General features: G+C 33.6%; 7 protein-coding genes and 1 CRISPR repeat array. All 7 genes read left to right on the top strand.

The features are described 5' to 3' along the window. Positions 1-20: 20 nt before the first annotated feature. Positions 21-737, top strand: coding sequence for a CRISPR-associated protein Cas5 (gene cas5, locus HZI73_RS17505; protein WP_212694667.1), 717 nt, complete (start codon positions 21-23; stop codon positions 735-737). Beyond that, positions 734-2,944: a CRISPR-associated helicase Cas3' gene (cas3, locus tag HZI73_RS17500; protein ID WP_212694666.1), complete on the top strand. Its 2,211-nt coding sequence runs from the start codon at positions 734-736 to the stop codon at positions 2,942-2,944. The genes cas5 and cas3 overlap by 4 nt, the downstream gene beginning before the upstream one ends. A gap of 246 nt (positions 2,945-3,190) precedes the next feature. Then, positions 3,191-3,682: a CRISPR-associated protein Cas4 gene (gene cas4, locus HZI73_RS17495; RefSeq protein WP_212694665.1), complete on the top strand. Its 492-nt coding sequence runs from the start codon at positions 3,191-3,193 to the stop codon at positions 3,680-3,682. A 9-nt stretch (positions 3,683-3,691) separates the two neighbouring features. Next, a complete protein-coding gene (gene cas1b, locus HZI73_RS17490; protein ID WP_212694664.1) occupies positions 3,692-4,684 on the top strand; it encodes a type I-B CRISPR-associated endonuclease Cas1b in 993 nt (330 codons plus the stop codon). A gap of 4 nt (positions 4,685-4,688) precedes the next feature. Beyond that, the gene (cas2, locus tag HZI73_RS17485) at positions 4,689-4,952 is read left to right on the top strand and encodes a CRISPR-associated endonuclease Cas2 (protein ID WP_212694663.1); all 264 of its coding nucleotides are present in this window, start codon (positions 4,689-4,691) and stop codon (positions 4,950-4,952) included. Positions 4,953-5,245: 293 nt separating this feature from the next. Beyond that, positions 5,246-5,536, top strand: coding sequence for a hypothetical protein (locus HZI73_RS17480; RefSeq protein WP_212694662.1), 291 nt, complete (start codon positions 5,246-5,248; stop codon positions 5,534-5,536). A gap of 144 nt (positions 5,537-5,680) precedes the next feature. Next, positions 5,681-14,029: a CRISPR direct-repeat array (repeat unit 30 nt; unit sequence GTTTATAGAATACCTAAGAGGAATTGAAAC). 215 nt (positions 14,030-14,244) lie between these two features. Beyond that, positions 14,245-14,931 carry a pyridoxamine 5'-phosphate oxidase family protein gene (locus HZI73_RS17475; RefSeq protein WP_212694661.1) on the top strand — a complete coding sequence of 229 codons (687 nt, stop codon included), beginning with the start codon at positions 14,245-14,247 and terminating at the stop codon, positions 14,929-14,931. The last annotated feature ends 364 nt before the right edge of the window (positions 14,932-15,295 follow it).

Raw genomic sequence — 15,295 nt, 5'->3', positions numbered from 1 at the left:
GATGCGATATGTTTGGACTTATGGTTAAATTAGAGGCTTCAACAGCATCATATCGAGAACCTTATGCACAACTTTATCATGAAACGTTACCTCTACCAACACCTACTACATTAGTTGGTATTGCAGGTGCTGCACTTGGATTAAATATGCAGGATGCTTTATCACTATTTAAAGAGCATAGAATCCTTGTTGGTACCATAGGAACACATGATGGTACAGCAAAAGATTTATGGCAATACAATAAGGTAAAACAAGGTGGAAAAGTTGATAAAGATATTATTATCAGAGAATTTCTATACCATGTGTCTATAACGGTATATTATGCCTCTGAAGATGAAACGATTATTTACCGTTTAAAAGATGCTTTTCATGACCCTGTCTACGCTATAACTCTTGGTTCAAGCGATGATCTGGCGAGAATTAAGGATATTAATAAAATGGACCAAATAAAAGAAAGCAGGAGTAAATCCGTTAAGTACACTTGGGTATACCATATATATCGTTCTAATATGACACTTGATTGGGATTACATTAATCAAGTACCATTATCAGAAACAATACAACCACCTGTTATAAAGAATATACCCGTTAACTTTACCTTTGATAAGGATGGAGCTCGAAAAGCAGAGGAACATATAAACATAGCCTATATGAATCCATACACGCTACTGGATGAGGAAATCATGGTCCGTGAATTTGGTAACGATTTGGTTCCTATGTATAGGTATACATCATGATAGAAAAACATCATCAATACTTAGCGAAAACACTTATGGGAGAAGAAGGCACGTATGATTATCATGTTCAGCGTTGCCATGATGTTTTTTCACACATTATAACAGAATTAGAACCGTATTTAGAAGGACTAATAGCGGAATCGGGCATGTCCATGAAAGTATTTATACAACGTATGAAGCAAACGATTATTTTCCATGATTTAGGTAAATTATCACCGTTATTTCAAGGTATGCTCAGTAAAAAAATAGAAGGGAAAATCGTTGATCGTATGGATCATTTTCGCCATGAGGTTTTATCTACGCTTTATTTATATCCTCTTTTAGAAGATGGCTCACTCAACTTCCCATTTTTTTTAATGGCAATATTGGGACACCATAAGTCTATTGACAAGCAGTTGCAGTGTTTTGAGCGGGAAAGAAAGCGAGAGTCATGGCCATTATTAAGCACTGAAGACATAGCCTATATTCATCATTATTATGGTGATTATTTAGATGGCAAGATTACAGATAAAAAACAAAAGGATTGTCAAAGGCTATTACGTATTGTTTCACATAGGCTTATATCAAGAACGTATCTTAATAAAGGATTAGATATTGAATCTTTGCGATTGTTATATAGTATTACTCAAGGTATACTATGTTACTGTGATTGGCTGGGTTCAGCGGATAAACCATTAAAGTCCATCACATTAACTCAAGATGATTTTATCAAACGCTTAAAAAGCAAGGTTGAAGAGCAGGGCAGGACATATCAGCATAGACCCTTTCATCAATTATGTGCTAACGAAAAATCCCATGTTCTTGCCATTGCACCAACGGGTGCAGGTAAAACGGAAGCATCACTGATATGGGCTCTTGGAGGTAAATGTCATAAGATTATATTTTTAATGCCCACTATGGTAACCAGTAATAGTATCTATGAGCGGTTGAGCACCAATTATTTTGACAGTGATATGTGTGGGCTATCCCACTCTGGTATTCAGACATATTATGCACTTAATATACCACAGCATGATGCTTTTCAACTTGTTCAAAATAAGGCTTTCATACCTCATGTTATGGTATCCACAGTCGATCAAATGCTTAGTACAGGTTTTAATACGGGTCATTGGCAGTTTAAAGAAATGGCATTAGTAGGTAGCCATGTTATATTTGATGAAATACAGGCTTATGATACCTATACGATTGCACTTATTACAGAGACAATAAAGAAGATTGTCACATTAGGTGGAAAAGTAATGATTATGAGTGCAACGATGCCAAAATTCCTAAGAGAGCATTTTGCTAAACTTCTTTCAATAGAAAAGCCAATCATTGCACATGAATTAATGAGCAGGCGTTCTAACAAGTGGTGCTACTTAGAAAAGACCATTAACCAGTTAGATGATTTGATAGGAGAAGCTCTTGATGCTGGAAAGAAGGTAGCACTCATTATTAATGATGTAGAAACAGTAAAGGAACAATATAACAAGTATAAAGACAAGTATCGTACAATGTGCCTGCACTCACAATTCACTATGAAAGATAGAACAGAGAAAGAGAATATTTTACTTAGTCAGAATGATATACAACTGGTAATTGGTACACAAGTTCTAGAAGTATCACTTGATGTAAGTTTTGAAATAATGTTTTCAGAATGTGCTGCTATTGATAGTCTGATTCAAAGAGCTGGACGATGTAACAGGCATGGCGAATATATGGGTTCTTGTTTCTATGTATTTGACTATTCGGAAGTTTCGGAGGTTATATATGGAGAAAACATACTTAAAAGAACAAAAGAAGTTATTTTGAATCAATGTGGACGATTATCTGAAGAAGAAATTGGGGATATGCTTGAGAGCGTATATCACGACTTTAACTTATGTGATGAAGATTATATAAGAGGGCAATCGATCTATAGCAGGGTAGCCTATGACTTTTTTATATGTAACCTACCAATGGACGAAGAACAACTAAAGACAAGATTATTTAAATATGCGAAAGAAGTCATTATCCCTATTCAATTTATGGATACTGTGAAGGAATTTGTTGCACAAAAGAAATATGCTTTCATTAAGTTATATGAAGTACCTGTTAGTGCAAAATGGTATTATCAAAACAAGAAGAATCTATACGTGGAAAATGAGATGGGTTTACCCATATTTTGTGTGGATTATCGCAGTGATTATGGTATATTAGTGGATAATTCTTCCGCTGAATTTATTTAATGTTGTAATTAGAGAATGGGGCTGTCTCATAAAAAGCAATTTTGTTGACTAGAAGTCTCTGGCAACTATAAGAGGTTAAGCTTTTCAGACCCCTAAACGTCCGTGTTTAGTAGTGCAACATGTCAATGTTGCTTGAACAGGGGTCTCGCCGTCCATGGCTGCGCTTTACGCTTAACCTCTTATAGTTGCCTACGATATTGACGTTATTTTGCTTTTTTGAGACCCCATTCCATAAAAGGAGGTTCTATGAACGTCAACGGAACACTTATATGGTATTATCATATCTGTAAACGAGAAGTTTGGCTTATGTATAACCATATTGTACCTGATCAAAATGATGAAAACATTGCATTAGGTCGTTTTATGCACGAGATAACCTATCAACGACAAGAGAAAGAGATCAGCTTTGGCCATGTGAAGTTTGACATCATGATGCAGACAAAAGATCATATTGTCATAGGAGAAACCAAAAAAAGTGATCGCTATGAAGAAGCTTCTCGCTATCAACTGCTCTATTATCTTAGCGTATTAAAAGAAGCAGGTATAAGTGCATCAGGTTTGTTGCTATATCCTAGTCAAAAGAAAAGGGTGAAGGTAGAACTTGCATTAAATGAAGAGAAAAAGCTAAAAGAGATAATCCGTAATATCGACATAATATGTAGCCAAACAGAACCACCAGAAGTAGAAAAAAATAGATTTTGCAAAAGGTGCGGCTATAGAGAATACTGCTATGCATAGAGGTGATGTATGAAAAAGGATATTTTTATATTCAAGGATGGGGAACTTAAGCGTAAAGATAACACAATATTATTTTTAGGAGAAGAACAACAGAAGTACCTACCAATTGAACAGGTAGATGCTATATGGGTGTTTGGCGAAGTAACCCTTAATAAACGGTTTCTAGAAATCATTTCAACAAAGGAGATATGTATACACTTCTTTAATCACTATGGTTATTATCTTGGCACTTATTATCCAAGAGAACATCTTAATTCAGGGTTGGTTATTCTTAAACAAGTAAATCTTTATAGTCAAGACAGCATGCGTATGCCGGTAGCAAAAGAAATCATTAAAACGGCTGTAAAAAATATCTTAATTGTTCTTAAATATTATCGTTCAAGAAGTAAGCTTGTCTCTTCAGGTATAGAAACAATTGAAAGTATGGCAACACAAATAGAAAAATGTCAAGATATTAATGAGCTCATGGCATATGAAGGAAATATTAGAGGTGTATATTATCAAAATTTTAATGATATCATTGACAATGATAACTTCCAATTTATCAAGCGCTCCAAACGTCCACCCTTAGATGGAATAAATGCACTTATAAGTTTTGGGAATTCACTCATGTATACATCTGTATTAAGTGAAATATATAAGACACACCTTGATCCAAGAATAGGTATCTTACACGCTACTAATGGACGCAAGTTTTCACTGAATCTTGATATAGCCGAAGTTTTTAAGCCTATCGTTGTTGATAGGATTATATTTAATCTTATTAATCGAAAAGTGATTACAGAAAAAGATTTCAAAAAGCAAACACATGGTACCATGCTTACTGAGAAAGGAAAGAAAAAGTTTCTTAAAGAATATACAGATAAAATGATGAGTACCATTAAACACCCAAGACTTAATCAGTATGTTACATATAAACGTCTTATACGACTAGAACTGTATAAGATACAGCGACATATTGTAGAGGGTGACAATTATAAGGGTTTTGTCGCAAGGTGGTGATAGGATGTTTGTTATATTGGTTTATGACTTTGGTGAAAGAAGAGTAGCCAAAGCACTTAAAATATGCAGAAAATACCTGACATGGATACAAAATTCCGTATTTGAAGGTGATATAACAGAAGGAAAGTTCAAGATGTTAACGTTGGAACTAGAAAGAGTAATGGACAAGGATAATGATTCACTTATTATTTTTCAATTTCGCAGCAAACGTTATTCAGATAGACTGGTTATCGGTTTAGAAAAGAACTCACTTAATCACATTATTTAGTAAAAAGAATATTAGATATCTATTATTAGAATACCTATAAGGAATAGTATTATATGGAGAAGTCATACACAAATCAATGGATTAGATTATTGTTTATCATTAAGAGTATTGGATTACTATAATTAAAAAAAGGTGTTTAAGAATCAACACTTGTGCTATTAAGCAAAGGGTTAATTCTTGCTACAAAATTATGTGTATGATTCTGTGACATGTATAATAAAGTCAGGTACAATATATTATGCATGTTACATGATTATAGGATCAGACGATATGATTATAATGGAGGTGAGGACGTGGAAGATACCATTTGTTTTCTTGAGTACTATGCATCTCAATTAATGGACAATGCTAAGGAGAGATATGCAAGAACAAATTTAGAATATCAAGAAGTAGAATGCTTCCTCTTACAACATAAGAAACGATTAGACTATATTATTAGTGATTTAAATCTATCAGATAAAGATTTTGTAAAAGAGTATATGCAACAACATTATTATCAAGAAACTTGTATGAATGAATATCTATATATACAAGGTTATAAAGATTGTATTAGATTATTAAAAGAAATTGAAATCATAGCATAATGTAAGTCATCGACCCCCAATAACGCTCAAAACCTAGGGGGTCGATTGCATAAGTTAGATACATATAGAGTACTAAATATCTAGATTTACTGGTATATTATCTTATATGGTGGTATAATTAACTTAATGTTGAGGTTTTTATGGGTTTATAGAATACCTAAGAGGAATTGAAACTCTAATAATACAAATCATTTAGCACGTGGTAGCGATAGTTTATAGAATACCTAAGAGGAATTGAAACTTAATTTTCTTGAGGGTTTCTTGTTGAGTTTCCTCGTTTATAGAATACCTAAGAGGAATTGAAACAGGTCCGGTGATTGTTGGACCATTTTATAACATTCGGTTTATAGAATACCTAAGAGGAATTGAAACGGGCTATCCAGAGAAGGTTTTCAAGAGTGGGATTTGTTTATAGAATACCTAAGAGGAATTGAAACTATATTGACCAAGGGTTAATTGTCAACACCTTTTTTGTTTATAGAATACCTAAGAGGAATTGAAACTAACAAAATGTCCCTACGCCTTTGGCTTTAGTTTGCGTTTATAGAATACCTAAGAGGAATTGAAACATGAATCCTTTTGAAAATCTTCTACGGATACTGTAAAGTTTATAGAATACCTAAGAGGAATTGAAACTCGCTATCCAACTCATGTAATCACTCCTTATATTCTAGTTTATAGAATACCTAAGAGGAATTGAAACTTACGATCATCCAGCAAGCGCATAAAGCATGTCTTGTTTATAGAATACCTAAGAGGAATTGAAACTCATATTGTGGTAGAAGATGGGGAAATAACACAAGTTTATAGAATACCTAAGAGGAATTGAAACTGATATAGCGATAGAAAACTATGATAAGATCGAAAGTTTATAGAATACCTAAGAGGAATTGAAACGCAAGGAAGCCAATTATGAGTACATGGGAAGTTCCCAGGTTTATAGAATACCTAAGAGGAATTGAAACTTCATCATTCACCGTCCTTTACTAAACCGAACTTTTGTTTATAGAATACCTAAGAGGAATTGAAACCTCTATATCAAGAGCACCTTTTAATTGTTCAGTTAAGTTTATAGAATACCTAAGAGGAATTGAAACTTAGTACCGTTCACATTAACAAACAAAGCTTCGTTGTTTATAGAATACCTAAGAGGAATTGAAACAATCGTATCCCGTTCCACCTTTTACTATCTTCTTGGTTTATAGAATACCTAAGAGGAATTGAAACCATCTACTCGGCTTATTGCTGATAATAGCTTGCTTGTTTATAGAATACCTAAGAGGAATTGAAACCGGAACTATAACACCTGTTTGCGTGGAGTAAACTCTCGTTTATAGAATACCTAAGAGGAATTGAAACTCATTAATAATCTTCATCACGCCTGCAAGCAAGACGGTTTATAGAATACCTAAGAGGAATTGAAACTGGGAAGCAAGTATAATAGGTCTTATTTAGAATACCTGTTTATAGAATACCTAAGAGGAATTGAAACTCCAGCCACTTATAATCAGTCTCAGACGCCCCACTAGTTTATAGAATACCTAAGAGGAATTGAAACACAGTACTTGGTAGTATTATGGACTTGCCATCTGCCGGTTTATAGAATACCTAAGAGGAATTGAAACCTAACTCCTGACACTTTTCTATGGTAACATGATTATGTTTATAGAATACCTAAGAGGAATTGAAACAAAGAACAAGAGTGTCCCCCTTTTGGACGTAGATTAACGTTTATAGAATACCTAAGAGGAATTGAAACCACAACAACAGCAACAAAAAATACTTTCTCTCGCAAAGTTTATAGAATACCTAAGAGGAATTGAAACTATCTATAATAGTTACTATAGCAATCAGCATAATGAGTTTATAGAATACCTAAGAGGAATTGAAACGTGTAATTGGGTATGGGATGCTTTTACCCATTCGTAGTTTATAGAATACCTAAGAGGAATTGAAACTTGTTTAATGCAACCGGAACAAAGAAACTGGTGCCTGGTTTATAGAATACCTAAGAGGAATTGAAACAGGCATGGTGAACAATTATATATTGTGGCTTGTTAGTTTATAGAATACCTAAGAGGAATTGAAACTCAGCCGAAAACCTTACTTCCCTAATCTCTCGGATGGTTTATAGAATACCTAAGAGGAATTGAAACCCAGAAAGGAACGAGGGTTTGGCAACAAAATTATTTGTTTATAGAATACCTAAGAGGAATTGAAACGATAAATCAAAGCTTGGTTCTGATCCACTAGCAGATAGTTTATAGAATACCTAAGAGGAATTGAAACTAGGCAAGGTGAGCTGGCTTAATGCCTTCAATGGCATCGTTTATAGAATACCTAAGAGGAATTGAAACCCGTTCCCGCACCATTGGCCAATGGAAATGGTCTAGGTTTATAGAATACCTAAGAGGAATTGAAACTTATTACAGCACTCGTAAAGACAGATACAGAAATACAGTTTATAGAATACCTAAGAGGAATTGAAACAGTATTTAACCTAGAAACTTGGATAACTGCTAGTAGGTTTATAGAATACCTAAGAGGAATTGAAACCGGAAGAATCCATTATGTATAAGGTGTCTAGACAAAGTTTATAGAATACCTAAGAGGAATTGAAACATACATTATTTCCGCCATAGAATTTAACATAACTAGTTTATAGAATACCTAAGAGGAATTGAAACTCACCTCACTTATACAATGTCCTCTAACATGGTTTGGTTTATAGAATACCTAAGAGGAATTGAAACCCGATAAACATTCATCTTCGACAAACTCAATCACGTGTTTATAGAATACCTAAGAGGAATTGAAACAGGGAAGACAGGGGCGTTTATCAGCGCGACCTAGCAGTTTATAGAATACCTAAGAGGAATTGAAACTATGTCGGATTACTCGGTAATAATTGGTAAATCCCACGTTTATAGAATACCTAAGAGGAATTGAAACAATAATGTTCGGATTAAACTAAACAGTACATACTGGTTTATAGAATACCTAAGAGGAATTGAAACTCCCGATTGGTGAGTTGATTGCATCTTGATTGTCAACGTTTATAGAATACCTAAGAGGAATTGAAACTATGTTACGTTGGGTGGACTGTTTGGGAGCAGTCTAGTTTATAGAATACCTAAGAGGAATTGAAACTCTCTTTCAGGTAGCCATAACTTATATAAAGGCAAGGTTTATAGAATACCTAAGAGGAATTGAAACTGCGAAGCGCTGACCTTCAATATTCACCTAATATGCAGTTTATAGAATACCTAAGAGGAATTGAAACTCAACTCCTATTGATGTGTGCTGGTTAGTGGGTTACGTTTATAGAATACCTAAGAGGAATTGAAACTTATATATCCTACTTGAACACTGTCACCATGCGAAAAGTTTATAGAATACCTAAGAGGAATTGAAACCAGCGTGCATAATCTCTAAAAGCATTTCCTCATATTGTTTATAGAATACCTAAGAGGAATTGAAACCAGCTAAAGTTCTTGACAAATCACTGCAAATAATCTGTTTATAGAATACCTAAGAGGAATTGAAACAAGTATTTAAATCAGCTCTAGGTAAAAAGAAACACTGTTTATAGAATACCTAAGAGGAATTGAAACCGTTTACAGTAAATATTAATGGTCTATATGGTTTGAGTTTATAGAATACCTAAGAGGAATTGAAACATAATTTTACAATACCAAAAGCACAAAGTGCTAGTAGTTTATAGAATACCTAAGAGGAATTGAAACAGTATTGCCAGTCTAATCATTTCGCTAAGGACAATGGTTTATAGAATACCTAAGAGGAATTGAAACAGGAAAGATGCATGCATAATATACCCAAAATTGGTTGTTTATAGAATACCTAAGAGGAATTGAAACGCGGTCCTCATGACGTCACCTAGAGCATTGGTATTTGTTTATAGAATACCTAAGAGGAATTGAAACACGGGACAGCAGAAAGCGTTGAAGCATTGAAGAAAGTTTATAGAATACCTAAGAGGAATTGAAACTATTTTGTACAAACGCCACAAGCACGTGTTTAACTCATGTTTATAGAATACCTAAGAGGAATTGAAACTCACATACTTTTCATAGAGTTCATAAAACCATTTTGAGTTTATAGAATACCTAAGAGGAATTGAAACTGGTATTCAATGATGTATTACTCAATAGCGAGTTTAAGTTTATAGAATACCTAAGAGGAATTGAAACAAAGCAGAAAGTATTCTTTTAACTAGAACCCATCCAGTTTATAGAATACCTAAGAGGAATTGAAACCCCTTGCATGAACTTTGTTGATTCTTGGTGTATGGGTTTATAGAATACCTAAGAGGAATTGAAACTCATGCTAGCCGATGATAACGAAGCATTGGACATAAGTTTATAGAATACCTAAGAGGAATTGAAACACATATGTTCACAATGACGATGTGTACACCTTGATTGTTTATAGAATACCTAAGAGGAATTGAAACTTATTGAGGTCAAGACTCCACTCTAAAGCCTTTTTAGTTTATAGAATACCTAAGAGGAATTGAAACTTATTGAGGTCAAGACTCCACTCTAAAGCCTTTTTAGTTTATAGAATACCTAAGAGGAATTGAAACTCACTAGAAAGGATAAATAGTGGTTGAACAGGTTCGGGTTTATAGAATACCTAAGAGGAATTGAAACCTGGTATTTTCAACGCACCTGTAAAAGTGATCCCTACGTTTATAGAATACCTAAGAGGAATTGAAACACTCTAGTGCCTACAATGCAACTTCAATCTGCATGGTTTATAGAATACCTAAGAGGAATTGAAACACCGGATCTACTTCCCAAACACTTTCACAGTAGTGTGTTTATAGAATACCTAAGAGGAATTGAAACTACTTATTTAGGAATGTATCAACGCCTATCTTATGTGTTTATAGAATACCTAAGAGGAATTGAAACATGTATACATTAACGCTCTTAGGGTATGTTTGAGCGTTTATAGAATACCTAAGAGGAATTGAAACTTTTGTGTTGCTGTTGAGTCCATAATACAACATTGGGTTTATAGAATACCTAAGAGGAATTGAAACCTATTAGGCACATTATATGCTGGTCCCCAGCATACGGTTTATAGAATACCTAAGAGGAATTGAAACTATGCAGAGAATCATGAACTGAAAGAAAACATCAAAGTTTATAGAATACCTAAGAGGAATTGAAACCACCAATGATTTGATAAAAGACAAAATAGCAGAACGTTTATAGAATACCTAAGAGGAATTGAAACAAGGTATTGCAAAAAGTGTCGCAGGATTAGCAGGTGTTTATAGAATACCTAAGAGGAATTGAAACAAAGTTTTTCGTATTAAAAATGTAATTTGATCATTAGTTTATAGAATACCTAAGAGGAATTGAAACTTTCTTTAGTCAAGTGAAGTTTATAATCCACAAGGGTTTATAGAATACCTAAGAGGAATTGAAACAATGAAACTGCGCTGTGATTTCCAGATCCGCCTTGGTTTATAGAATACCTAAGAGGAATTGAAACGCCAGTGCATGATGTACAATGATGTGCTGGGGTTTATGTTTATAGAATACCTAAGAGGAATTGAAACAGGTCCCATACCTATATGCAAAACCAGACATTCCGCGTTTATAGAATACCTAAGAGGAATTGAAACTTCATTTAGTATCCTCCAATCTGGATTAAACCAAGCGTTTATAGAATACCTAAGAGGAATTGAAACGTTGTAGCATTTGTTCCATTCCATGGATAAGAGACTGTTTATAGAATACCTAAGAGGAATTGAAACTATTATAAAAGGTGTTAATGGAGAGATATATCCATGTTTATAGAATACCTAAGAGGAATTGAAACTATTGTCACTGTCGCACTTTGGACATTTCATGTATGTTTATAGAATACCTAAGAGGAATTGAAACTATGTTCCTCTCTCTGATACAGTCTATCTTCTGAGCAAGTTTATAGAATACCTAAGAGGAATTGAAACGTATTTATGGACAGGAGGGGAACAAGTGAACATAATAGTTTATAGAATACCTAAGAGGAATTGAAACTCAAGCAGTTCATCCGGTTCATACTTGAGATTGTTTGTTTATAGAATACCTAAGAGGAATTGAAACTCATCCTAATTTGATATAATATAGGAGTTCCATAAAGTTTATAGAATACCTAAGAGGAATTGAAACATGGGTTGTCTAGCTCTGTCCTGAGAACTGTTGGCTTGTTTATAGAATACCTAAGAGGAATTTAAACTTGCCTTGACCTACCATTTTTTGATACTTCTTCCATGTTTATAGAATACCTAAGAGGAATTGAAACCACTTTTCGCACTTAGTAGTCACAGTCTTCGTAACGTTTATAGAATACCTAAGAGGAATTGAAACTAGCCTAATGCTTTCATGAATTTCTCTGTCTCTGGGTTTATAGAATACCTAAGAGGAATTGAAACTCACCTACTCTTCAAAAGGCAATTTGCCATTGTTCCAGTTTATAGAATACCTAAGAGGAATTGAAACTCAAAAATGGAGAATGGGACTATATCATCTGATCTAGTTTATAGAATACCTAAGAGGAATTGAAACTTGTGACTATCCGTAGCAATGAAATAGACTGCTAACAGTTTATAGAATACCTAAGAGGAATTGAAACTTATTCGCTTTAGTAAGCCATACCCCGTTATCCCCGGTTTATAGAATACCTAAGAGGAATTGAAACTCATATTCATTTGGGTTACTTATATAACATCTTTCGTTTATAGAATACCTAAGAGGAATTGAAACTGGACTATGTTGTATTTCATAATCTTACATGCTTCGAGTTTATAGAATACCTAAGAGGAATTGAAACTCAAATACACTTTGATTTTTTAAGCTTTTCACATAGTTTATAGAATACCTAAGAGGAATTGAAACATGTAATCATATTGGTCTTGTGTTAAAGCTCCAGGGTTTATAGAATACCTAAGAGGAATTGAAACAAGATTGCAAATTCATTACATTCTTTTACATATATTGTTTATAGAATACCTAAGAGGAATTGAAACCGCAATGGTGAGATTGATTGGGATACATGGGAGGAGGGTTTATAGAATACCTAAGAGGAATTGAAACTCTGCTTCAACTTCTCCATATATTGTCGTAACCAAAGTTTATAGAATACCTAAGAGGAATTGAAACTGAAGTCCGGTTGTTTCAATATCAAAAACAATATGGTTTATAGAATACCTAAGAGGAATTGAAACTGTTAAAAGTGTTATTCTAGAAGGTATTGCACCTTAGTTTATAGAATACCTAAGAGGAATTGAAACCAGACATATAGGGAATGGTGTATCACCAATAGTCAGTTTATAGAATACCTAAGAGGAATTGAAACGCGGTGAATAAGATTCCTTTTTCACCTGTGAATTTGTTTATAGAATACCTAAGAGGAATTGAAACTAGTCCAGAGTTGAGCAAGAAACAGCAGATGAACAGGTTTATAGAATACCTAAGAGGAATTGAAACTACATATACTACTTGCATATGTACATGTATTAACAGTTTATAGAATACCTAAGAGGAATTGAAACAGGAAAGACAGATACGTTTCTTCAATATGCAGATCAGTTTATAGAATACCTAAGAGGAATTGAAACTCTGACTCACTCATGTCAATAGGAACTCTAAACTGGTTTATAGAATACCTAAGAGGAGTTGAAACGTTGATAAATCTCTGATAATCTACAACCCGATGAAAGTTTATAGAATACCTAAGAGGAATTGAAACTCAAGATGACGGTTACAGCTCTAGGTCATACAAACGTTTATAGAATACCTAAGAGGAATTGAAACTTATATAGGTGTATGTATGGGTCTAAAGGACACAAAAGTTTATAGAATACCTAAAAGGAATTGAAACTGAGATTATGCAATAGTTTGTAATCTATATTAGATTGGTTTATAGAGTACCTAAAAGGAATTGAAACGCTTGATCTATTGTAATATACCTGCTTACCCTTGCGTTTATAGAATACCTAAAAGGAATTGAAACGTATTTCTTCGTTGTCCATATAAGGTATATTAGATAGTTTATAGAATACCTAAAAGGAATTGAAACTATATCTGGTACATGGACATTTGCCCCCAAGAACAAGTTTATAGAATACCTAAAAGGAATTGAAACCTAAATTCTTCTTCATTTTCCAGTGTCCCACATCTAGTTTATAGAATACCTAAGAGGAATTGAAACATGTTACGCTCGGATTTGTATCATCGCAGGCTATTTGTTTATAGAATACCTAAGAGGAATTGAAACAAGCACGATTAGAAGCTATTGAGAAAGATGTGGAAGTTTATAGAATACCTAATAGGAATTGAAACTTTTTTTAAGCTTTGCTGAATGCTATTGCCGTAGCATGTTTATAGAATACCTAATAGGAATTGAAACCAAATAAAATTTGCACATAAATCACCAGCATTTACAGTTTATAGAATACCTAAGAGGAATTGAAACATACATTTCCTATACAATAATCAACAGGGCTTTCAAGCGCTTATAGATTACCTATGAGGATTGAAAGCAAAACTATAAATACTTTTGTTTAATCATCGTTAATATACATTGCATTCAGAACTTCATCCATAGCAATATTAATAACACAAACATGACATATAGTAGTCATGTTTGTTGTGTTATGATAAACTTATCAATAGTTTGGAGGTAAGTATATGAAATTACATGAATTACTAAAGAAGACAAACGATATATTATTAGCAAGTGAAATTGGTTATGTAGGCTACATGAAAAGTGATGGTTTTCCAAGTGTCGCACCACGGTCTTTTTGCACTGCTCCTAATATGATTCATAGTTATTTAAGTACAGGGAGTAATGGCAATCTAGCAAAAGCAATAGTGGAAAATAATAAAATGAGCATTTGTGTGCATAGCGAAGGTAACAATATCACAATGATAGGAACGGCTCATATCATAACAGATATGAAAATGAAAGAAACAATGTGGTTAGATTGGTTTATTGAACATTTTCCGCAAGGTGTTCAAGACCCAAATTATTGCCTAATTGAATTTAAAACACAACGCTTATCTTTATGGGTTGATGGAGAATCAGTAGAAGTACTGATGAACGATATAATGAAAGTACAGTCTAATTGTGGCTTATTGTGTGATACCTGTGAATATCAAGAGAGTCATCAATGTAAAGGTTGCATTGCAATTAAAGGACAACCTTTCTGGGGCACATGTCCAGTTTCATCTTGTTGCCAAGACAAAGGTTATGACCATTGTGGGCAATGTCCAGACATGCCATGTGATCTTCTTAGTGGTTTTTCATGTGGTGATGATGCAGAGTGTGACAAGCCAAAAGGTTCAAGGTTGGAAATCTTAAAAATGTGGAAGTAGTATTGTTTGTATGTTGCATCAGGTAATGTATCTATTGTATTTACAAGTTGGGAGATAGAATAAAGTAGCATATTAATTCATGTATTAATAAAAATTTTATAGAATAAAATATTGAAGGTTGCTATAACAGCTTATACGCTGTATATATGGGTAAAGCGATTACCTGTATGTGTCAAAAAAGTGATGGGACACTTTTGGATGATAGCAACCTTTTTATTTATAGTAAAACAGCCAGTAGAGTTCATATTTTACATAAAATAGTGCCAATATTTAATCATTATAATTATTCATAATAAAATTCAAAAATAAAGTAATATTACTCAAAAAACAGCAATAGACATATAAGGATAATCATTTTTAGTTA

Origin of the sequence: Vallitalea pronyensis, from assembly GCF_018141445.1 — a bacterium.
Classification (GTDB): Bacteria; Bacillota; Clostridia; order Lachnospirales; family Vallitaleaceae; genus Vallitalea; species Vallitalea pronyensis.
This window is presented reverse-complemented; position numbering and strand designations above follow the sequence as displayed.

Bases quoted from the DNA above. Each gene is read 5' to 3' on its own strand.
- cas5 (WP_212694667.1), top strand. From the start codon at position 21: ATGGTTAAATTAGAGGCTTCAACAGCATCATATCGAGAACCTTATGCA.
- cas3 (WP_212694666.1), top strand. From the start codon at position 734: ATGATAGAAAAACATCATCAATACTTAGCGAAAACACTTATGGGAGAA.
- cas4 (WP_212694665.1), top strand. From the start codon at position 3,191: ATGAACGTCAACGGAACACTTATATGGTATTATCATATCTGTAAACGA.
- cas1b (WP_212694664.1), top strand. From the start codon at position 3,692: ATGAAAAAGGATATTTTTATATTCAAGGATGGGGAACTTAAGCGTAAA.
- cas2 (WP_212694663.1), top strand. From the start codon at position 4,689: ATGTTTGTTATATTGGTTTATGACTTTGGTGAAAGAAGAGTAGCCAAA.
- HZI73_RS17475 (WP_212694661.1), top strand. From the start codon at position 14,245: ATGAAATTACATGAATTACTAAAGAAGACAAACGATATATTATTAGCA.